Below are 19145 nucleotides of genomic sequence, written 5' to 3' on the forward strand. Positions count from 1 at the left end.
GACGCGGGACGGTTCGTTTTGAGTGAACAATAGCGTCCATGCCCATTCGCACCCTCGTCGGCCACCTCAAGATCTGCGATGGATTGATCCTCTGGGCCGACGACGACGCGCACACGCTGCTCGACTATCCGTCGGGCGCCCTCGCGGACATGCCCTTCAGCGACGTGCTGGCGCCGGCCGCGGCGCAGGCCGTGCAGTTGCCTGCGCGCGGCGCGGTCGATGGCCGCCGGGTCGTGTTGCGGGGCGGTCACGGGAACAGCATCCTGGCCGATGTGCGCGGCGAGCGGATGGAAGACCGCTGCGCGCTGTGGTCCTTCACGCTGACCGCGCGCGGCGTGCGCGGCGAGCGGCTCGATCTGCTGTCGCGGCATGACGCGCTGACGCGCTTGCCCAACCGAGTGCCTTCGGCCGACGAACTGACGCCGGCCCCGGTGCGCGATGGCGACCCCGAGCGCCTGCTGGCGGTCTGCTTGCTCGACCTCGACCGCTTCCGAGACGTCAACGACAACTTCGGCCCGCAAGGAGGCGACGCCGTGCTGCGCGAGGTGGCCCGCCGTCTCAAGGCCGCGGTGCCGCACGCTGCGAGCGTCGCCCGGGTCGGTGGCGACGAGTTCGCGCTGCTGCTGTTCGTCAACGACGCTGCGGATTGCGAGGCGCTGCTCGAGCAGATCCTGGCGCGGCTGGCGCATCCCTTCCGGCTGCAGGACCGCTCGGCGCGCCTGCGCACCAGCGTCGGCGTGTCGCTGATGCGCCGTGGCGAGCAGCCGACCGAAGTGATGCTCCAGCATGCGCAGCACGCGGTGTTCTTCGCCAAGCGGGCCGGCGGCAGCCAGGTTCATTTCTTCGACGCCGGCCATGCGCTCGAGGAACAGCAGGAACTGCAGATCCGACAGCGCATCCAGACCGGGCTGGCGAACCACGAGTTCCTGCTGGCCTACCAGCCCAAGGTGGACATGCGCTGCGGCCGGGTGATCGGCTTCGAGGCGCTGGTGCGCTGGCAGCATCCCGAGCGCGGGTTGCTGCAGCCCTCCGCCTTCGTGCCGATGATCGAGGATCACGAACTGGTGGAGCAGCTCGGCGACTGGGCCATCGGCGAGGCGGTGCGGCAGGCGGCCGAATGGCTGGCCGCGGGCATCAAGACCTCGGTCAGTGTCAACATCAGTCCGCGCCACCTGCTGCGGCCGGATTTCATCGAGCGGCTTTCCGTCCACCTGGGCCGCTTTCCGGCGCTGCACGAAGGCGTGCTGGAACTCGAGATCCTCGAGACCACCGCGATCAAGGACTTCGCGGCGGTGGCCGAATTCATCGGTGCCTGCAAGGCCCTGGGGGTACCGGTGGTGATGGACGACTTCGGCACCGGCTATTCATCGCTCACCTACCTTCGGCGCCTGCCCGTGGCCGCGCTCAAGCTCGACCAGTCCTTCGTGCGCGGCATGCTCGAAGACCCGGAGGACGAGGGCATCATCCGCGGCATCCTCGTGATGGCGCGCGCCTTCGGGCGCAAGACCATCGCCGAGGGCGTGGAGTCGGTGGCCCATGGCGATGCGCTGCTGGCGCTCGGCTGCACGCTCGGCCAGGGCTATGGCATCGCCAAGCCCTTGCCGGCTGCAGAGGTTCCCGCGTGGATCGCCGGATTCGAGCGTGCGCCGCCCTGGGGCAGGGCGGCGGATTGCGTGACCTGGCGACTTTCAGGCGAGTTGAGTGGCAGGGCATAGCAGCCTCCAATGGGTTTGCAGCTGCCCCGTGCGGCTGAACGCGAAGCGGCCATCGAGCCAGGCTTGTCCGAAAAGAAGCAGCATGCGCTCGTCGTAGGGTAGGGGCGTGGACGCCGGCTGCCCCGGTCCGCCGACGCGGGCGCGGACCCGCGCAAGCTCGGCGTCGAGTTGAGGCGTGGGGCCCTGTGCCTTCAGGTAGGGCAGCAGGGCGCCCGAAAAGCCGACCGGACCGGTGCCGCGCGTGGCGCCGGTTTCCGCGTCGACGAACTCCGCCATGGGCTTGTGTTGCTCCAGCAGCCGACGCGGTCCGAAGAGCGAATTGAGCAGCGGCTGGCGCGCCGGATCGGCGGCGTTGAGCATGCCGGCCCAGAGGTAGACGCGGATCGCGTCGTAGCTGCCGACCGCGCCTTTCTCGGGGTCGGCGACAAAGGACTTCTCGGTGGTCGACCAGGCGCACCAATCGGGCGCGAAGCCGTGCGGCGCGACCTCGGCCAGCATGCGCACCGTGTTGTCGGCGATCTCGCCCCAAGGACCCTTGCCGTCCTGCTGCTGGAAGCGGCGCAGCAATTGCAGCGGGAGGTAGCTCGGGTTGAGGCGCCAGGCCGGTCCCTTGGCGATCGCTCGGGGCCAGGGGAGCAGCATGCGGCCAAGCCCCGAGAGCGTCGCGACTTCTTCGCTCGCGGCCACTGTCAGGACGGCGCGGCCCAGGCTCTGGTAGCGCGGCTCGTTCCAGAGCCGGCCGGCTTCCAGCAGCGAATAGGCGATCCAGAGGTCCGCGTCCGAGGCCGGGTTGTCGTCGAGCACGCCCCAGCTGTCATCGGGCCGGCGGCCCCATTGCCAGGCCGGCAGGCGCTTGGCCAGGTTGCCCGCGGCCAGGTTCGTCTCGGTCCATTCGAGGATGCGGGCGAAGGCGGCGCGGTCGTTGTGGACCAGCGCGAAAAACAGGCCGTAGGACTGGCCTTCGGAAGTCGAATGCCGCTCTGGCGCGTCGGGATCGACGATGCGACCATCGGCCTGGAGGTGGCGCGCCGCGAAGGCGCTCCAGTCGGTTGCCGGCAGACAGGCCCCGTTGATCTGTTGCGCAGCGGCCGGCAGGGTCGATGCCAGCGGCATCAGCGCCAGGCCGGCGAGCCAGCGGCGACGGTCTATGGCGGTGGGATCGCGCGGGTCGGGCGAGGGAGTTCGTGTCATGGACGGGCCGATTTCGAGCTTGGTCAGCGTTTCCATGGCGAGATTCCGAGGCTGATATTCGATGAATGCTTGTCGATGATTCCGGTCATTGTGGGTTATTCGTCGATCCGGGCCGGCAACCGCGAGGACGCTGCGCGCGCGGACCTGGTCCTGGTGGCGGTCAACGGGTCGAAGCTGCCGGCGCCCTGATCGAGGAGCTCGGCTTCTTCGGGCTGGACCTCGGGTCCTTGGCGCCCGCCTGGGGCAGTTTCCTGGAGGCCCGCTGCCGAACCACAACCTGGTGAAGTTCGGCTGACCCTGCTATCCGCCGCGCTCCGCTTTCCGCCACGACCACGGCGGCACCGGCTGCGGATCTCGCCACAGTCCGGCGCGCCTGGCCTTCGCCTCGAACTCGGCGAATTCGTACTGCCCCCGCTCCTCGGGCGATTGATCGCCCGCATAGCTCCGGTACCACCATGCCATGCCGACGGTCACCATCGCCAGGCCGGCGTCGAGGGTCTTGGGGCCGTCGGGCGCCGATGCCGGCGCGACCATCACCTTGCAGACGCTGCGCGCGTACCGGTCGGTGCCGACGCAATCGAGCCGGGCCGATTTTCCGAACACCATGCCGGACAAGGCCTGCTTCGCGCGCATGCCGAAGGCCTGGCGCCTCTCCGGCGCGTCGATGCCCTGGAGGCGCACGTGGAGGGGGGCGCGGCCCTTGCGGCCAACGCAGCGGGCGGTAACGGTATCGCCGTCGACCACGCCGACGACCCTGCAGGATTCAGCGTGCTGCCCGGCCTGCGAGGCGATCGGGAAAAGAAGACAGAGGAGGGCGAGAAGGAGATGCATGCGCAGTGCGGTCGGCGGATTCGGGGAGGCACCGATATTAGTGTCTGCAGCCGAGCCAATGGCCCCGCGTGCGGGGGCTTCGCCTGGTTCCGCTCTTGGGATGAAGGGACGGAAGAGGCCGTGCTGCCCGGCTGACGCTCAGAGCGCGGCGGCAGCGATTTCAAGTTGCGTGAGGCGCCGGGCCATGCGGCCGACGAAGTTCTGCGTGACATGCGGCAAGACGCGCTGCGTCGGCACCAGGATGCCCACCTGCAGCTTGTTCAACGCCGGCAGTTCGAAGGGCCGCCAGAGCAGGTCCCCATGCCGGAGCTCTTCGATGAAGGCGATCTTCGAGAAGCAGGAAATGCCCTTGCCGCCCATGATCAGTCGCTTGAGCAGGGGGGTCGAGTTGCAGGTCGCGGCGGGCTCCATGTCGTCCCAGAAGGCGGCGAATTCGGCTGAAAGCGAGGCGCTCAGCACCGGGTGCGAGCTCGAGCGCAGGAACGGATATTTGGCGCAGTCCTTCAGCGACACGCTCGCGTGCTTCGACAGCGGATGCCCCGGCGGCATGACCACGCCGATCGGCAGGCTGGCCGTGGCGATCGCCTCGATGCCGCCGGGCAACCGGCTCACGAAGGTGAGTCCGACGTCGGCCTGGCCCGACATCACGAGTTGGGGAATCTCCATCGGCTGGGTCGAGGTGATGGTGTAGGTGACCGCAGGGAAGATCTGCAGGAACTCCTCGACCGCCGACGGCAGCAGTTCCTCGAAGAACGAGTCCATTGCCGCGACCTTGACGTGGCCCGTGCGTTCGCCCTTGAGCGCATCGAGCTCGGTGCGCATCACCTGGAACTGGTGCAGGGTCTCCTGCGCGTGCTTGAGCAGCCGTTCGCCGGCGGCATTGAGGCGCAGGCCATTGGGCAGGCGATCGAACAACTCGACGCCCAATTCGTCCTCGAGCTTGTGGATCTGCCGGTTGACGGCACTCGCCGCCACATAGAGCCGCTCGGAGGCCTTGCGGACCGAGCCGGCGCTCGCCACTTCGATGAAATACTTCAGAACGATGGCGTGCATCAGCCAGCCCTCCCGAAGGAGCCGGCGTCATCCCGCCGCCCGGGTGCTCGGTGCTTCCTGCGCGATGCGCGGATGGTCGCAGGCCAGGCGCCGTCCGTCGGCGCCGCCCGGTGAGCCCAGGGCGCTGATCTCGATGCCGAAGAACTCGCGGTTGATGGCCGTGTAGTGCTGTAGTTCGGGCGGCAGCCGAAACTCCTCGTAGATCGCCTCCGTGGGGCAGGCGGACACGCAAACGCCGCAGTCGATGCATTCATCCGGGTGAATGTACAGAGTACGCGCGCCCTCGTAGATGCAATCGACGGGACAGCACAGCACGCAGGCGCCATCCTTGCAGTCGATGCAGGCCGTGGTGATGACGTGGGCCATGGCCGTTGTTCGCGTCGGCGATGGCCGGCCTAGCGGCCCTGCCACTGGGGCTTGCGCTTCTGCTGGAACGCCAGCACGCCTTCGTCCGAGTCCTCGGACTGCAGCGCCGTCACCAGCGCCGGCAGGCGCATGCCGTGGGCCTGGGCCGGCGACATCGTGCCCGTGAGCCGCACCACCTGCTTGAGGGCCTTGAGCGACAGCGGCGCACAGGCCAGGATCTGCTGCACCCAGCGCTCGACGGCGCCGTCGAGCTCGGGGCGCGCCACGACTTCGTTGATCAACCCCATCTCGAGCGCGCGCCGCGCCTTGACCCGCTGCCCGGTCAGCATCATGGCCATGGCCTGGCGGTACGGGATCTGGCGCTGCAGCAGCAACATGCCGCCGTCCAGCGGCAGGCGCCCGACCAGCGGCTCGGGGAGGCCGAAGCTGGCGTCCTCGCAGGCCACCACCAGGTCGCAGCCCAGCACCATCTCGAAGCCACCGCCGAGCGCGAAGCCATTGACTCTCGCGATCACCGGCACGTTGAGCGTCTCGCGCAGCGCGATCCCGCCGAAGCCGCCGGGGCGCGATGCCGCCCAGTAGTCGACGCCCTTGAGGTTGGACGTGTTCTTGAGGTCGGCGCCGGCGCAGAACGAACGTTCGCCGGAACCGGTCAGCACCACGACGCGGATGTCGTCGCTGCGTTCGATGTCGTCCCAGATGCGCACCAGTTCGGCTTCGGTGGCGAGGTCGACCGCGTTGAGCACCTCCGGGCGGTCGATCGTGACCGTCGCCACGTGGTTCGCGACTTCGAAGAGAACGCTCATACGCCGGCCTCTTCGATCAAGGCACGCGCTTCGGCCAGCACCTCTTCGGTGTGTTGCCCGAGCTTCGGCGGCTCGCGCCGCAGGCCGGTCCGGGCGCCGGACATCTGGATCGGGCTGGCGATGAACTTCAGCGGCCGGCTGGCCGAGGCCTCGCCTTCGAGGATCATTTCGTTGTGCAGGGTCTGCGCATCGACCAGGGCCTCGCGCATGTCGCGCACCGGCGCCGAGAGCAGGTCCTGCGCCTCGAGCCGGGCCAGCCAATAGGCGCGCGTGTTGCTCGCGAAGCGCTCCCTGAAGATCGCATGCAGCTCGGCCTTGTGCCTGAACTGCGCGGCCAGGTCGACGAAGCGCTCGTCCTGCGAGAGGTCGTCGATTTCCAGCGCAGTGCAGATGTCGCGCAGCGGATTCGCCTTGAACGCGCCGACCAGCACCAGCGACCCGTCCTGCGTATCGAAGACGCCCGACAGCGGCATCGCGGCCCAGTTGACCTCCGAGTCCTCCATCATGATCATCGCGGCCTCCTGCATCTGCATCGACAGCATCGAGTCGTACAGCGAGACCGCGATCTTCTGGCCTTCGCCGCTGCGTTCGCGCTGCAGCAGCGCGAACAGGATGCCCTGCACCATGTGCATGCCGGCCGTGTAGTCGGCCAGCGCGGTCGGGTAGATCGAGATCGGCACCGCGGCGTCGGCGCGCCGCGCCATCACACCCGACAGCGCCTGGGCGAGCACGTCCTGGCCGCCCTTGTGCGCATAGGGGCCGGTCTCGCCGAAGCCCGTGCCCACGGCGTACACGATCCGCGGGTTGATGCGCCGGCAATCCTCGTAGCCCAGCCCCAGCCGCTCCATGACACCGGCGCGGAAGTTGTTGGTGACGACGTCGGCATCGGCGATCAGGGCCTTGACCAGGTCGACCTGGGCCGGGTCGCGCAAGTCGATCTCGACACTGCGCTTGTTCCGGTTCAGGCTGCAGAAGATCGGGTTGTCGTTGCCGGCGACCGGCGCGAAGGTCGAGCGGCTCAGGTCGCCCGCGCCCTTGCGCTCGATCTTGATCACGTCGGCGCCGTGGTCGGCCAGCATCTGCGTGCAGACCGGGCCCATCATGACTTGCGTGAAGTCGATCACGCGGATGCCGTGCAGCGGCAGGTGTTGGGTGATCGTGCTCATGCGGCCTCCGCGAACGAACGGGCGATGGCCGGGATGTCGGCATTCGGGCCCTTCTGGTCGCCGGGGTCGGCGCCCTGTGCGCGCAGCGTGCGCTGCAGCTTGCCGATGTCGACGTTGCGCACCGACACGCCCGCGTTCACTGCCAGCGCCGCGGCGACGCCAGTGGCCTCGCCCATCGCCATGCAGGGCGGGATCTCGCGCGAGACCTTCTGGGCCGCCGAGGTCGCCGAGTAGTGGCGGCCGGCCACCAGCAGGTTCTCCACGCTGCGGGGCAGCAGGGTGCGGTAGGGGTAGCAGTAGTCGCGCCCGCGCGCCACGCTGTCTTCGAAACGCACGCGGTGGGCCACGTCGTCCTTGGTCATCACGTACTCGCCTTCGAGCAGGCGCGTCTGGCGGATGCCGGTCTGGGGCGCCATGTCGATCATGTAGCAGTTGCGGAAGCCGGGGAGGCGGTCGCGCACGAACTCGATCACCTTGTGGATCGTGTTGCGGCCCTGCACCTCGGCGCGCGTCAGGTCGGCGACCTTCAGGCCGTCGAGCCCCGCCATGTGCGGGCAGTTGCACCAGACCACGCCCGGCAGCGGGGTCTTGAGCCACCAGTATTCCCAGGCGCCGCCCAGCAGGTGCTTGACCTCCCGGTCGATGGCCTGGAAGGCCTGCGGCTCCTCGTTCTCGAAGCGCTCGGCCTCGTCGGTGTCGACGCCGCCGAGGCGGAACACCGTGGTCACGATGTAGGCGCCGCTGGTATGCGGAGCGCCCGCCGAGGCCGCGACGTCGAGGTCGCCCGTGGCGTCGATGACCACCTTGCCGAGAATCGCCTCGCGACCACTCTTGGTCTCGCAGACCACGCCCTTGACCTGGCCGTCTTCGACCAGCGTGCGCGAGAACCACGAATGCAGGCGCAGCTCGATCCCGGCCTGCTGCACCATCTCGAGCGAGGCGCGCTTGAAGGCGTCCGGATCGAAGGCCGCGGCGAAGCAGATCGGATGCGGCTTCTCCTTGCTGTGGAAGTCGAAGGTGCCCCAGCGCTTCCAGCGCCGCACCGCGTCGGGCAGGCTGCCCCATTCGTGCTGCTTCGGGTACTCGGCCAGGCCGGTCGCGGCCATGCGCTCGATCATCTCGAGGCAGATGCCGCGCACCGAGATTTCCTGCAGGTGGCTGTCCCACATGTCGTCCAGCACCAGCACCATGCCGCCCGAGGCGAGGCCGCCGAGGTGGTTGTAGCGCTCCAGCAGCGTGACGCTCGCACCGTTGCGTGCAGCGGCGAGGGCCGCGGCCTGGCCGGCCGGCCCGCCACCGACCACCACCACATCCGATTCGGCTGCCACGCGAATGTCGTGCGCAGACTCATGCATCCAGTCGCCAATACGGCTCATAACGATTCTCCTGATTGAATTTCGAGGGGCGGCGGCGCGCTGGCCGCCGGGTCGCACTGCGAGGTGCGAGGTTCAGTGCGTGCTCTCCGGATGCCATCGGATGATCCAGCGCTCGGCCAGCGTGACCAGCAGGAAGAACAGGCCGGACAGGCTCGCGCTCATGACGATCGCGGCGTACAGCAGGGGCGAGTCGAAGTTGAAGGTGGCCTGGAGGATCATGGCGCCGATGCCGACCGTGGCACCCACCCATTCGCCGACCACCGCGCCGATCACGCACATCGATGCCGCGATGCGCAGGGCCGAGAACAGATAGGGCAGGGCGTTCAGCAACCGCAGGCGGAAGAAGATCTCCATCTTGCTCGCCGACAGCACGCGCATCAGCTCCATGGCCTGCGGATTGACCGATTCGAGGCCGCGCACCATGTTCACGAGCGTCGGGAAGAAGCACACCAGCGCCGCGATCGTGATCTTCGGCTCCATGCCATTGCCCATGATGAGCACCAGCACGGGGGCCTTGGCCACGAGCGGGACGGCATTGAACATCAGCACGACCGGAAAGAAGATGTCCTGCAGCGTCTTGTTGTGGACAAACACCGTGGCCACCGCGATCGCCGCGAGGTTGCCGATCAGGAAGCCGCCGGCCGCCTCGAGCGCCGTGGGGATCAGGTTGTCCAGCAGAACGGCGCGCTTGGCATAGAGCGTCTCGACGACCGCCCAGGGCGTCGGTGCGATGAAGGGCTTGACATCGAAGAGAACGATGACGGCCCACCACAACACGATCAGGCCGCCGATGCCGAGCGCCGGCAGGATGCGGCGGCGCCACAACCGGCGACGGCGTGCCGCCGCCCAGGCGAGGTATTCGGAGTCGGCCGGCATGACTGCCAGGCCGGGCACCGGCGTATCGATGGAACTGGTGGTCATGGCAGTCTCAGCAGGTTTCCAGCACGCGCCGCAGGTGGGCGGTGAGCCGGACGAATTCGGGTGTTTCGCGGATCTCGAGCGTCCGGTCCTCGGGCAGGTCGACCGGCACGATCTCGCGGACGCGGCCCGGGTTGGCCGCGAGCATCAACACGCGCTGGCCGAGGTAGGCCGCCTCGTGGATGCTGTGGGTGACGAACAGGATGGTCACGCCGGTGTCTTTCCAGACCCGGCGGATCTCCTCGTTGAGCCGGTCGCGCGTGATCTCGTCGAGCGCGCCGAAGGGCTCGTCCATCAGCAGGATCTTCGGATCGCTGGCCAGCGCGCGCGCGATCGACACGCGCTGGCGCTGGCCGCCCGACATCTCGTGGGGCCAGGCGTGCGCCCGGTCCTTGAGGCCGACCAGTTCGAGCAGTTCCTGCGGCGAACGGCGGCCCTTGCGGCTGGCGCCGCCACCCACCTGCAGCGGCAACTGGACGTTCTGCAGCGCCGTGCGCCACGGCAGCAGCGCCGCGTCCTGGAACACGAAGCCGATGTCGCGGTTCTTGCGCGCGGCCTGCGGCGAGGTGGAGAGCACATCGATCTTCCCGCGGCTCGGCGCCAGCAGGTCGGCCACCACGCGCAGGAAGGTCGACTTGCCGCAGCCCGAGGGGCCCAGCAGCGTCAGGAACTCGCCCTGCGCGACGTCGAGGTCCAGGCTCTTGATCGCGGTGACATCGCGGCGCTCGGTGAAGAAGCGCATGCCGATGTCGCGGCACGAGATCGCCGGCGCGGCGTTCAGTACGGCAGCCATGGCCTCAGGCCTTCATGCGGTAGGCGGCGGTCGACTTCAGTGCGTCGAGCCAGATGACGTCGTCCACCTTCGGCGTGCGCGCGGTGAACTGGCCGAGGTCCGAATACATCGAGATCTGCGCCTGCCAGACGGCGGGGTCCATCGCGCCCCAGCCCTGCGTCTGCGCGAGGCCGCCGAAGGCGTACTCGAGCATGACGTCGACCGCGACGCGCTCGTCCTCGCGCTTGAGGTTCGGATATTCCTTCACCAGCAGGTCGACCGCCTGGTCGCGGTTGGCCTTCACGTGCTGCCAGCCGCGCGATGTCGCACGCACGAAGGCATCGATGACCTTCGGCTGCGTCTCGAGCGTCTTGGTCGTCGCGTAGTAGGGCAGTGCATAGAGCTGCACGCCGCCGTCCCACAGCGTCAGGTCGGCGCGGTCCGGACCCAGTGCCTTGAGCGCCGTCGTGCTGGTGAGCCAGCCCGTGACCACGTCGACCTGGCCGGTCAGCAGCGGCGCCATGTCGGAACCGACGGTCATGACGGTGACGTCCTTCTCGGCGATCTTGTTCTTTGCCAGGAGTGCGCGCAGCAGGATGGCCGCGGTCGAGGGGATGCCGACCTTCTTGCCGACCAGGTCCGCGGGCTTGCGCACCGGATTCTTGGCCAGCGAGAAGAAGGTGAACGGATGTTTCTGCGCGCCGACGGCGAAGCACTTGATCGGCAGGCCCTGCGAGACCGCCAGCATCACCGAGGGGCTGGACGAAACCTGGCCCACCTCGTAGCGGCCCGAGGCCACGATGGCCACACCATCAATGTTCGGCCCGCCGGGCTGGATCGCGAACTCGATGCCTTCCTGGTCGTAGAAGCCCAGGCGCTTGGCCACCACTTCGCCGATCTGGTTGACGCCGGGGATCCACCCGAGCTGCATGTTGATGCGCGCCTTGCCCTGCGCGAGGGCGTCGATCGACAGCATGCCGCCGAACGAAAGGCCCCCGGCGATGAGCGAGGTCTTGAGAAGGCTTCGGCGACCGGGGTCCCGGAGATTGGCCATGGCAGATTCCTTTTTTGAATGCAACAGGATGAACGCGGAGACCTTGGCCCTGTGTGTGTCCACGTCATGTCGAGGGCCAGTGCAGGGAATACTAGGAGTCGCGAGCGTTGCCTCCAAGCATCGTTTTTCGTGCCGGGCTAGCTAAAAGTTAGGTCGCCAACCGCGCCGGTCATCGGCCGGAAAGTCGCAGTGAAGCGGTGCGAGAGGCGGCGCTCCACCCGCCTTGCTGGCGTCAGGATCGCGCTGCTAAGCTCGCGTCCGGCCCGCGACTGTCGGCCACGACTTGGACCCGGGTCTGTCTGTCCTCTGAAAGGAGCCCCGATGTTCGCTGGTCACCTGGGTGTCGGCTTGGCCTTGGGACGGGCCGAGCGACGGGTGAATGTGGGCGTGTTCATTGCAGCCGGGCTGCTTCTTGACGTGGTGTTGTGGCTCTTCGTGCTGCTGGGCTGGGAGTCCGTCACGCTGCCTGCCGACTTCGCCCGCACACACCAGGCGGCATTCGTGTTTCCCTGCTCGCATGGATTGTTGGCCGCCATCGGCTGGTCCGCCTTGGCGGGAGCGGCGGCCTTCGTCTCGTATGGGCGCCTCGGACCTTCGAAGATGCGCGTCGCCGTACTCGTTGCCGCGGCTGTCTTCTCGCATTGGCTCCTGGACGCCCTGGTTCACAGGCCCGAAATGCCCCTGGTCGGTGCCGATTCGGCGAAAGTGGGCGTTGGCCTTTGGCAGAACATGCCTGCAGCCCTGGTCGTCGAGGCCGCCATCGTGGTGCTCGGCCTTTGCCTGTTCATCCCTGGATGCCACTTGTCTCGCGGCAGGCGGGTCGCACTCACCGTGCTGTCGCTGGTCGTTCTCGTGTTCACGATCGTCGGCATGACGATGGCGCCGCCCCCGCCTTCTCCGCAGGCCATGGCGGCCAGTTCATGGGTGGTACTCGTCCTGGTTTGCGCGCTGGCAGGGTGGTTGGCGAGGCTGCCTCGAGGAGCGCCTGGATGAGCCCTGCGGGCAAGTCAATGGGCAGTGCGGAAGACTATCGTGGCTGGCGACCGTACGCGATGGACTGCACCACGCCCGAGCGCAGGTAGACGGTGGCCAGCATCTCGCCCGGTCCGCGCTCGTACAGCCACTCTTCGATCTGCTGGCACGGCACCACAGCGGATGCGAAAGGCTCGGGAACCACATTGAGCGTGCCGCCGTAGTACACGGGTGCACAGTAAGTATCGGTGAGCACCGGCTGACCGCACTTGTAGATGACCGACAGGCGGGAGTCACCCTCCGCGACGATGCCTCCAGCGCACCGCAGCGACTCCGCAGGTGCCAGGCATGGCAACCCGACCAAGACCGAAAGGCCCGCGAGCTTCAGAAGATTCATTGCCCTTCTTTCCATTGCGCCTTGCCATTTTGCGCCCCAGCCGCACCCGCTGCACTGCTCGCCGGGATATGCAGTGCAGCACGCTGGCGTGTGGGAGAAGAGGCACGGCGAGCTCGCATCGACCCGCAGGAGTCACTTCATTTACCCGTCGACGAAGAAGCTTCGGCATGCACCGCGGGTCGATGATGGTGCCTGCTCGCCATCTGGATTGCCGCGAAGACGCCGACCATCACCAGCGCCAGCAGCAGCCCGGCGGCGATGTCGGACGGAAAGTGCAGGCCGACGTAGATTCGCGCCCATCCGGTCGCCAAGGTCACTGCCATCAAGCCGGCACCCAGCTTTCGCAGACCCGGACGCAGAAGGCAGACCAGCGCGACCGTGAACATCACGCTCGCGTGCGCGCTGGGCATCGAGCCGCGGTCGCCGTGATGGACGTAGGCCGGACTCAAGCCGAGCATGAAGGGCCGTGGCGTGCCGAGCGCCTGGGCGATCGCGTGGGCGATGATGGCCATTGCGGCCGCGGCGACCAGTACGGCCATCAGGTAGCTGCGCTCGGACGGCCTGTGCCAGGCCGCCCATCCTGCAAGGACGACGCAAATCCAGGGGCCGCCGACCGCGATGGCCGACATCAGCGGCAGCAACCAGGCGATGGGGTGGTAGCCGGCGGCAATCCAGTCGAAAAGGGCGAGGTCGAGCGCCTTCATGCCGGCCTCCCGAAGCGGGGAGGCGGCGCGATGATGAATGTGAACACAACTGAACCTTTCGAGTCACGAAATGAAGAACCGGCCGCGCGGCGCGCAGCGGGCCTCGACGCCATCCCGGGCGTCGTGATTCAGTTCGGACAGGGCGGCGCAGTCTCGGGCGGCAGACGGTGCCAGGGGGCCGTGGGTGGGGGTGGCGAAGCCCCGCTGTTGTTGAGGGGCCGGTGGCGAGCGGCGCTCCGGAAAGCGCTCAGAAAGGGCGCGATCAACACCAGCAGCGGCAGCAGGAGCAGAACCAGGGTCAGCAGGTGGTCGATGCCTTGCTGGAACGCCTGTGGAAGATCGATGCTGGCGGCGGAAGGAACATAGACGGTGATCTCGACGTCGCCGGGAAGGCCGTCGTCGTCGGCCTCCAATTCGACCGACATGGCCGCGCTGTGAACGTGGATCTCGCCTTCGTCCTCGAGGCCATCGCGGGAGAAGTGGGCGCCGATCAGCGGCTGTGCGGCGACCAGCAACAGGCCGACGATGCACCACCACGTGCATTGCCTTGCAACCAGACCACGAATCCGAGCGAGCATCGCTTCACTCTATGTGGACCTTCATGACGGGAAGCTGAATAGCCGTGCCCGGGGTCTTTCGCCTGCACAACCCTGGGTGCCAACGCCCCCGGCGACCCGACAATCGCGATGCTGCAACTTCGAATGCGTCCATGCACCTCACGAACAACCGTTGGCGATCGATACCGGAGGCGCGCCATTCCATTGCCATCCTGATCGGTGGCGTCACCTTGCTGCGTTTGCTGCTGGCCGCCGTGCTGCCGCTGCTGCCTCAGGAGGCCTATTACTGGAGCTGGAGCCGGCACCTCGACTGGTCCTACTTCGATCATCCGCCGCTCACCACCTACAGCATCGCGATCACCACGGCGGTGTTCGGCCAGACTGCGTTCGCCATCAAGGCCGCGGCCGTGCTCTGGTCGCTGGGCTGGAACCTGATGTGGGTCCGGCTCATCCTCGACATGTACGCCGATCGTCGCCTGGCTTTCTGGTCGCTGGCCGCGCTCAACCTGAGCCTGCTGTACGAGGCCTACGGCGTGGGGCCGACGCCCGACGCTCCCTTGCTCTTTGCCTGGGTCGCAACGATCTGGTCCGTCTGGCGCCTGAGCGAGAGCGGCGATGGCCGGTGGTGGTTCGCTGCCGGCGCCTTCATGGGGCTGTCCTGGCTGGGCAAGTACGCCGGCGTGCTGCTGCTGCCTGTGGTGTTGCTGTACCTGCTGAGTTCTCGCGAACAGCGGCATTGGCTGCTGAAGCCGCAGCCTTATCTGGCCGTGCTGTTGGCCGGCCTCATCTTCATGCCGGCGATCTACTGGAACTCACAGCACGCGTGGGTGTCGTTCGCCTTCCAGAGCAGCCGGCGCCTCGGCGAACTGGGTGGGCTGAAGCCTCGCTACTTTCTTGGCTTGGTGGCGTCGCAGTTCCTGCTGCTGACGCCCTACCTGTTCGTCATGGCGATGGCGGTGCTGGGTCGCGGGGCGCGTGCGGCGTTGGCGGGCAAGCTCGACGACCGCGGCCGGCTGCTGCTGCTGAGCGGGGCGATTCCGATCGTGCTCTTCACTTTCATCAGCTTTCGTTCGCTGGTCAAGGTCAACTGGCTGGTGCCGGCCTTCTGGTCGCTGGTGATACTCGGCGTGCAGCACCTGCTCGCGCGCGAGGATGGCCAGAAGCGGCTGCTGCGCGGCCTGGCGAGCTCGGCCGCCGTCTTGCTGATCGCCGGCGTCGTGCTGACGGTGCCCAACTTCCCGCTGGCCGGCGACATGAACAACTGGAGCGGCATCGATCGGGCCGCGGCGCGAGTCGACCAGATCGGCGGCGCGTTGCGCGCCGAGGGCACGGAGACCTTCGTGTTCTCGCCGAACTACAAGATCAGCTCGTTGCTGCGCTTCTATCTGCCCGGCCAGCCGCGCACCTATGCGGAAGACATCTACGGCGAAGCGGCGCTGCAGTTCGACTACTTCCCGCTCACTACGCAATTGAAGGGCGCGACCGGTCTCTTCGTTTCGGACCAGGCCTGGTCTCCACTGGACAATGAACGACTGAAGTCGAGCTTCGACAGGATCGAGCTCGTGGACGTCATCGAGGCCAAGGCCTTCGGCAAGGTCGCGCGACGCATCGCGATCTATCGGGGCATCAACTACAAGGGTCATCCGCGTTGGCGCGCGGCGACAGAATGAAAAAGCCCGCTACCAAATTGGTAGCGGGCTTTCCAGGGGCCTTGCGGCTTTGATTGGCTCCTCGACCTGGGCTCGAACCAGGGACCTACGGATTAACAGTCCGGCGCTCTACCGACTGAGCTATCGAGGAACAAGCCTCGGATTATATATTCACCGGATGGGCCGAAATCGCGCACGCGCACCGGTCTCCCGGGAGACAGGCGAGGGTGCCAGAGCTGCTGGCGACCATCGAGGCCGAGACGAAAAAAAACGCGCCTGCATGGGCGCGTTCCTGGGAAGCATCCGAGTGGAGATCGGATGCAGAGCCGAAGCTCTTCTTGAGATTGCCGCTGTGAACAGTGTTCACAGCGGCTTGAGTTTGGCTCCTCGACCTGGGCTCGAACCAGGGACCTACGGATTAACAGTCCGGCGCTCTACCGACTGAGCTATCGAGGAACAAGCCTTAAATTATAGCGTGGTTTTTGGGGCTCTCCGGCTGCCGCCCGCCAAAGCGATATTTTTCTTCAGCCCGAGACATCAGGCGGCGCGCTTGCAGATCGCCATCAACCGCTGCGCCGCCACCTCGGGCTGCAGGTCGGCGACCAGCGCGCGCACCACGGCCACCGAACCGACGCCGGTCGCCAGCACCTCGGGCATGCGTTGCTCGTCGACGCCGCCGATGCCGACCTGCGGGTAGCCGCGCATGAGTCGCGCATACGCCGCCAGGCGCGCGACGCCTTGCGGCGCGGTGGCCATTCGCTTCAGCGTGGTCGGGTAGACCGCGCCCATGGCGATGTAGCTCGGGCTCGCGAGGTCGGCGCGCAGCATCTCCGCGTAGCCATGGGTGCTGACGCCAAGGCGAATGCCGGAGCCGCGGATAGTCTGCAGTTCCGCGGGCGTCAGGGCGTCGAGGTCTTCCTGCCCCAGGTGCAGCCCGTAGGCGCGCGCCGCGATGGCACTCTGCCAGTGGTCGTTGATGAACAGCAGGGCGCCGGTGCCGCGCACCGCCTCGACCGCCGCCTGCACCTCGCGATCGATGGCCGCCGCATCGTCCGACTTGAAGCGCAGCTGCACCGTCGGAACGCCCGCGCGCGCCATGCGGCCGACCCATTGCGCATCGGGCAGCACCGCATACAGGCCCAGCTTCTCGGGGCAGGGCGGAAAGGCGTCGTCGCGGCTTGTCGGTGGAAAGGGGCGCAGGCCGAAATCGGCCGGCGTGTCGGGCCAGGCCTCGGCGTCGAAGCGGCCGTTGCGCTCGGTCTGGGCGCGCCAGGCGCGTGCCAGGCATTCGGCATCGATGTCGATGAAACCCAGCGTCGCGCAGGCCTGCTTCGCGCCACGGTAGAGCGGGTCGTCCGACGAGAACGACGCGGCGGTGTTCGCCGTTTCGCCGAAGCGCGCGGCATGGGCCGCGACGATGGCCCGCGCGATGGCGGAAGCGTCGGTGATGGCAGTCATTGGGACCCCGCGTGATGCCAGAAGGGCGTGCCGAGCACCGGCGTGCTCGGCTGGGCCGAATCCTGCGCCGCCATGGCGCCCGCGTGGTGCGCGCTGCGGCCGGCCCGGACCGCATCGGCAAAGGCGCCGGCCATCGCGACCGGGTCCTGGGCCAGCGCCACCGCGGTGTTCAGCAGCACGCCGTCGTAGCCCCATTCCATGACCTGGCAGGCATGCGAAGGCAGGCCGAGCCCGGCATCGACCAGCAGCGGCACGGCGAGCCGTTCGCGCAGCACCTGCAGCGCGTAGGGGTTGACCGGCCCGCGCCCGGTGCCGATCGGCGCCGCCCAGGGCATGACGGCCTGGCAGCCGACATCGACCAGGCGCTGGCACAGCACCAGGTCCTCGGTGCAGTAGGGCAGCACCTGGAAGCCGTCGCGGATCAACTGCGAGGCGGCATCGACTAGGTTCAGCGTGTCGGGCTGCAGCGTGTAGTCGTCGCCGATCAGCTCGAGCTTGATCCAGGGCGTGTCGAACAGTTCGCGCGCCATCTGCGCCGTGGCGATCGCCTCCTGCACGCTGTGGCAGCCGGCCGTGTTGGGCAGCACCGGAACGCCGAGGCGGCGCAGCAGATCCCAGAAGCCGTTGTCGCTGCCCGATGCATTCGGCGTGGCGGTCTGGCGGCGCAGCGAGGCCGTCAGCATCGCGGGCCGCGCGCGCCGCACCGCCGCCTCGAGCACATCGGGCGACGGGTAGCGCGCGGTGCCGAGCAGCAGGCGGCTGTCGAAGTGCTGGCCGTAGAGGACGAGCGGGTCGTTGTCGGGCAGGGAGGTCATGGGATTTCCTTCAGCCGCCCGTCACGGGGCGGATCACTTCGATGCGGTCGTCGGCCTGCAGCACCTGCGAGCCGTAGTTGGAGCGCGGCACGAACTGCCGGTTGACGGCGACCGCGAACGGCGGCTTGGCATCGACGAGCACGAGCGCGTCCGCGAGCTTCGCGCCGGACGGCAGCGTGTGGGGGATGTCGTTGATCAGGAGGTTCATGGGTTCGATGCGAGGCCGAAACGGCCGGCGAGCGCAGAGCGGCCGGCCGCGAGCAATTCCATCGCCACATCGAGGATCGCCGGCGCGATCATGAAGCCGTGGCGATAGAGGCCGTTGATCTGCATCACCTGCGGGCGCAGTTGGCGCAGCGCCGGCAGGTTGTCGGGCAGGGTCGGGCGGCACTGGGTCGCGATCTCGACGATGCGCGCTTCCGCGAAGCCGCTGTGCACCGCGTAGGCCGCGCTCAGCAGCTCGAGCGTGGAGCGCACGCTGGCCGGCGACATGTCGTCCGATTCGATTTCGGTCGCGCCGATGACGAACAGCCGGTCGGGCTTGGGCGCGATGTAGATCGGATAGCGCGGATGCACCAGGCGGGTCGGCCGCCGCAGCGTCACTTCGGGGGCGTGGACGCGGATCACTTCGCCGCGCACGCCGCGCAGCGCGTTCCATTGCGGCCTGGCACCGAGGCCTCGGCAGTCGATCACCCGTTCGGGCTGGCCGGCCTCGCCGGGCGCGAAGTCGTCGACGGTGCGCGGCGCATGCCAGTGCAGGCGCACCCGGGGCAGCGCCTGCAGCGTGGCGAGCAGCGAGGCCAGCAAGGCGCGGTTGTCGAGCTGGCCCTCGTCGGGCAACAGCAGCGCCTGCGCGAAGCGCCGGCCCAGCGAAGGCTCGAGGGCCTCGATGCCGGCACCGTCGAGCGTCTGCATCGCGGGCAGCTCGGGCACCACCTCGCCGGTGTGCGCGAGCACGCGCTTGAGCCGCGCCGCCTCGGCCGCATCCTGCCGGTGCCACAGCACCAGCGTGCCTTCGCGCTGGAAGAACACCGGCAGCGCGAGCGAGGCGATCAGCGTCGGCCAGCGATCGAGCCCGTAATGGCCCATGCGGACCACCGACGCCGGTGCCACGGCCGATTCGGCCAGCGGCGCGAGCATCGCGGCGGCGACCCGGGCGGCGGCGCCCTCGGCGTCCGGGCCGCCGGCCTCGAACAGGTCGACCTCGCAGCCGGCTCGTGCCAGCGCCAGCGCCAGCAGGCGGCCCATGAGCCCGGCGCCGAGCACGGCGGCGGAGCGGAAAGGAAGTTCGGTGTGCGGGTTCATCGGGATCTCAGGCGGGGCCAGGGCGCGCGTGGCCCATAAT

Annotated in this window: 20 protein-coding genes and 2 tRNA genes; 3 read left to right on the forward strand and 19 right to left on the reverse strand. The window is 68.0% G+C overall.

What is annotated here, in order from left to right; all coding sequences use genetic code 11:
* The first annotated feature begins 38 nt into the window (after nt 1-38).
* Entirely contained in the window at nt 39-1715 is a 1677-nt protein-coding gene (locus AC1DYD_RS04405; RefSeq protein ID WP_478171525.1) for a putative bifunctional diguanylate cyclase/phosphodiesterase, read from the forward strand.
* Here the strand turns inward: AC1DYD_RS04405 and bcsZ are convergent.
* The 10 genes from bcsZ to AC1DYD_RS04455 form a co-directional block, all read right to left on the reverse strand.
* Entirely contained in the window at nt 1689-2942 is a 1254-nt protein-coding gene (gene bcsZ, locus AC1DYD_RS04410) for a cellulose synthase complex periplasmic endoglucanase BcsZ (protein ID WP_478171526.1), read from the reverse strand. The genes AC1DYD_RS04405 and bcsZ overlap by 27 nt on opposite strands.
* Before the next feature lie 264 nt (nt 2943-3206).
* Nucleotides 3207-3737, reverse strand: coding sequence for a thermonuclease family protein (locus AC1DYD_RS04415; RefSeq protein ID WP_478171527.1), 531 nt, complete (start codon nt 3735-3737; stop codon nt 3207-3209).
* A gap of 138 nt (nt 3738-3875) precedes the next feature.
* Nucleotides 3876-4790 (reverse strand): LysR family transcriptional regulator, encoded by a 915-nt coding sequence (locus AC1DYD_RS04420; RefSeq protein WP_478171528.1) that lies wholly within the window; start codon nt 4788-4790, stop codon nt 3876-3878.
* Nucleotides 4791-4817: 27 nt separating this feature from the next.
* Complete coding sequence (gene fdxA, locus AC1DYD_RS04425) at nt 4818-5156, reverse strand: ferredoxin (RefSeq protein WP_478171529.1); 339 nt, start codon at nt 5154-5156, stop codon at nt 4818-4820.
* A gap of 29 nt (nt 5157-5185) precedes the next feature.
* Complete coding sequence (locus tag AC1DYD_RS04430) at nt 5186-5962, reverse strand: enoyl-CoA hydratase-related protein (RefSeq protein WP_478171530.1); 777 nt, start codon at nt 5960-5962, stop codon at nt 5186-5188.
* Nucleotides 5959-7128: a CaiB/BaiF CoA transferase family protein gene (locus AC1DYD_RS04435; protein WP_478171531.1), complete on the reverse strand. Its 1170-nt coding sequence runs from the start codon at nt 7126-7128 to the stop codon at nt 5959-5961. Before AC1DYD_RS04435 ends, AC1DYD_RS04430 begins: the two co-directional genes overlap by 4 nt.
* Nucleotides 7125-8504 (reverse strand): FAD-dependent oxidoreductase, encoded by a 1380-nt coding sequence (locus tag AC1DYD_RS04440; RefSeq protein WP_478171532.1) that lies wholly within the window; start codon nt 8502-8504, stop codon nt 7125-7127. The genes AC1DYD_RS04435 and AC1DYD_RS04440 overlap by 4 nt, the downstream gene beginning before the upstream one ends.
* A 72-nt stretch (nt 8505-8576) precedes the next feature.
* Nucleotides 8577-9425, reverse strand: a complete 849-nt coding sequence (locus AC1DYD_RS04445; protein ID WP_478171533.1) for an ABC transporter permease — start codon at nt 9423-9425, stop codon at nt 8577-8579.
* Between the two features lie 7 nt (nt 9426-9432).
* A complete protein-coding gene (locus AC1DYD_RS04450) occupies nt 9433-10215 on the reverse strand; it encodes an ABC transporter ATP-binding protein (RefSeq protein WP_478171534.1) in 783 nt (260 codons plus the stop codon).
* 4 nt (nt 10216-10219) lie between these two features.
* Nucleotides 10220-11248 (reverse strand): ABC transporter substrate-binding protein, encoded by a 1029-nt coding sequence (locus tag AC1DYD_RS04455; protein WP_478171535.1) that lies wholly within the window; start codon nt 11246-11248, stop codon nt 10220-10222.
* A 321-nt stretch (nt 11249-11569) separates the two neighbouring features.
* Here AC1DYD_RS04455 and AC1DYD_RS04460 point away from each other — a divergent pair, with 321 nt between their 5' ends.
* Nucleotides 11570-12241 carry a hypothetical protein gene (locus AC1DYD_RS04460; protein WP_478171536.1) on the forward strand — a complete coding sequence of 224 codons (672 nt, stop codon included), beginning with the start codon at nt 11570-11572 and terminating at the stop codon, nt 12239-12241.
* A 34-nt stretch (nt 12242-12275) separates the two neighbouring features.
* On the opposite strand, the gene AC1DYD_RS04465 is transcribed toward AC1DYD_RS04460, so the two are convergent.
* The 3 genes from AC1DYD_RS04465 to AC1DYD_RS04475 form a co-directional block, all read right to left on the reverse strand.
* Nucleotides 12276-12617 (reverse strand): DUF2845 domain-containing protein, encoded by a 342-nt coding sequence (locus tag AC1DYD_RS04465; RefSeq protein ID WP_478171537.1) that lies wholly within the window; start codon nt 12615-12617, stop codon nt 12276-12278.
* A gap of 137 nt (nt 12618-12754) precedes the next feature.
* Entirely contained in the window at nt 12755-13321 is a 567-nt protein-coding gene (locus AC1DYD_RS04470) for a phosphatase PAP2 family protein (RefSeq protein ID WP_478171538.1), read from the reverse strand.
* Between the two features lie 128 nt (nt 13322-13449).
* Nucleotides 13450-13899 (reverse strand): hypothetical protein, encoded by a 450-nt coding sequence (locus AC1DYD_RS04475; RefSeq protein ID WP_478171539.1) that lies wholly within the window; start codon nt 13897-13899, stop codon nt 13450-13452.
* A gap of 131 nt (nt 13900-14030) precedes the next feature.
* Here AC1DYD_RS04475 and AC1DYD_RS04480 point away from each other — a divergent pair, with 131 nt between their 5' ends.
* Nucleotides 14031-15548, forward strand: a complete 1518-nt coding sequence (locus tag AC1DYD_RS04480) for an ArnT family glycosyltransferase (protein ID WP_478171540.1) — start codon at nt 14031-14033, stop codon at nt 15546-15548.
* Nucleotides 15549-15602: 54 nt separating this feature from the next.
* On the opposite strand, the gene AC1DYD_RS04485 is transcribed toward AC1DYD_RS04480, so the two are convergent.
* The 6 genes from AC1DYD_RS04485 to AC1DYD_RS04510 form a co-directional block, all read right to left on the reverse strand.
* Nucleotides 15603-15678, reverse strand: a tRNA-Asn gene (locus AC1DYD_RS04485).
* 229 nt (nt 15679-15907) lie between these two features.
* A tRNA-Asn gene (locus AC1DYD_RS04490) sits at nt 15908-15983 on the reverse strand.
* Between the two features lie 81 nt (nt 15984-16064).
* Nucleotides 16065-16985 (reverse strand): thiamine phosphate synthase, encoded by a 921-nt coding sequence (locus AC1DYD_RS04495; RefSeq protein ID WP_478171541.1) that lies wholly within the window; start codon nt 16983-16985, stop codon nt 16065-16067.
* On the reverse strand, nt 16982-17800 hold the full coding sequence (locus AC1DYD_RS04500) for a thiazole synthase (protein WP_478171542.1): 819 nt from the start codon (nt 17798-17800) through the stop codon (nt 16982-16984). The genes AC1DYD_RS04495 and AC1DYD_RS04500 overlap by 4 nt, the downstream gene beginning before the upstream one ends.
* A gap of 10 nt (nt 17801-17810) precedes the next feature.
* On the reverse strand, nt 17811-18008 hold the full coding sequence (thiS, locus tag AC1DYD_RS04505; RefSeq protein ID WP_478171543.1) for a sulfur carrier protein ThiS: 198 nt from the start codon (nt 18006-18008) through the stop codon (nt 17811-17813).
* A complete protein-coding gene (locus tag AC1DYD_RS04510; RefSeq protein WP_478171544.1) occupies nt 18005-19105 on the reverse strand; it encodes an FAD-dependent oxidoreductase in 1101 nt (366 codons plus the stop codon). The genes thiS and AC1DYD_RS04510 overlap by 4 nt, the downstream gene beginning before the upstream one ends.
* Nucleotides 19106-19145 lie beyond the last annotated feature (40 nt).

It is taken from the genome of Variovorax sp. P4_B11 (genome assembly GCF_056402355.1).

What these genes read in the sequence shown, in the direction of transcription:
- AC1DYD_RS04405 (WP_478171525.1), top strand. Translation starts at nt 39, where the DNA reads ATGCCCATTCGCACCCTCGTCGGCCACCTCAAGATCTGCGATGGATTG.
- bcsZ (WP_478171526.1), bottom strand. Translation starts at nt 2,942, where the DNA reads ATGGAAACGCTGACCAAGCTCGAAATCGGCCCGTCCATGACACGAACT.
- AC1DYD_RS04415 (WP_478171527.1), bottom strand. Translation starts at nt 3,737, where the DNA reads ATGCATCTCCTTCTCGCCCTCCTCTGTCTTCTTTTCCCGATCGCCTCG.
- AC1DYD_RS04420 (WP_478171528.1), bottom strand. Translation starts at nt 4,790, where the DNA reads ATGCACGCCATCGTTCTGAAGTATTTCATCGAAGTGGCGAGCGCCGGC.
- fdxA (WP_478171529.1), bottom strand. Translation starts at nt 5,156, where the DNA reads ATGGCCCACGTCATCACCACGGCCTGCATCGACTGCAAGGATGGCGCC.
- AC1DYD_RS04430 (WP_478171530.1), bottom strand. Translation starts at nt 5,962, where the DNA reads ATGAGCGTTCTCTTCGAAGTCGCGAACCACGTGGCGACGGTCACGATC.
- AC1DYD_RS04435 (WP_478171531.1), bottom strand. Translation starts at nt 7,128, where the DNA reads ATGAGCACGATCACCCAACACCTGCCGCTGCACGGCATCCGCGTGATC.
- AC1DYD_RS04440 (WP_478171532.1), bottom strand. Translation starts at nt 8,504, where the DNA reads ATGAGCCGTATTGGCGACTGGATGCATGAGTCTGCGCACGACATTCGC.
- AC1DYD_RS04445 (WP_478171533.1), bottom strand. Translation starts at nt 9,425, where the DNA reads ATGACCACCAGTTCCATCGATACGCCGGTGCCCGGCCTGGCAGTCATG.
- AC1DYD_RS04450 (WP_478171534.1), bottom strand. Translation starts at nt 10,215, where the DNA reads ATGGCTGCCGTACTGAACGCCGCGCCGGCGATCTCGTGCCGCGACATC.
- AC1DYD_RS04455 (WP_478171535.1), bottom strand. Translation starts at nt 11,248, where the DNA reads ATGGCCAATCTCCGGGACCCCGGTCGCCGAAGCCTTCTCAAGACCTCG.
- AC1DYD_RS04460 (WP_478171536.1), top strand. Translation starts at nt 11,570, where the DNA reads ATGTTCGCTGGTCACCTGGGTGTCGGCTTGGCCTTGGGACGGGCCGAG.
- AC1DYD_RS04465 (WP_478171537.1), bottom strand. Translation starts at nt 12,617, where the DNA reads ATGAATCTTCTGAAGCTCGCGGGCCTTTCGGTCTTGGTCGGGTTGCCA.
- AC1DYD_RS04470 (WP_478171538.1), bottom strand. Translation starts at nt 13,321, where the DNA reads ATGAAGGCGCTCGACCTCGCCCTTTTCGACTGGATTGCCGCCGGCTAC.
- AC1DYD_RS04475 (WP_478171539.1), bottom strand. Translation starts at nt 13,899, where the DNA reads ATGCTCGCTCGGATTCGTGGTCTGGTTGCAAGGCAATGCACGTGGTGG.
- AC1DYD_RS04480 (WP_478171540.1), top strand. Translation starts at nt 14,031, where the DNA reads ATGCACCTCACGAACAACCGTTGGCGATCGATACCGGAGGCGCGCCAT.
- AC1DYD_RS04495 (WP_478171541.1), bottom strand. Translation starts at nt 16,985, where the DNA reads ATGACTGCCATCACCGACGCTTCCGCCATCGCGCGGGCCATCGTCGCG.
- AC1DYD_RS04500 (WP_478171542.1), bottom strand. Translation starts at nt 17,800, where the DNA reads ATGACCTCCCTGCCCGACAACGACCCGCTCGTCCTCTACGGCCAGCAC.
- thiS (WP_478171543.1), bottom strand. Translation starts at nt 18,008, where the DNA reads ATGAACCTCCTGATCAACGACATCCCCCACACGCTGCCGTCCGGCGCG.
- AC1DYD_RS04510 (WP_478171544.1), bottom strand. Translation starts at nt 19,105, where the DNA reads ATGAACCCGCACACCGAACTTCCTTTCCGCTCCGCCGCCGTGCTCGGC.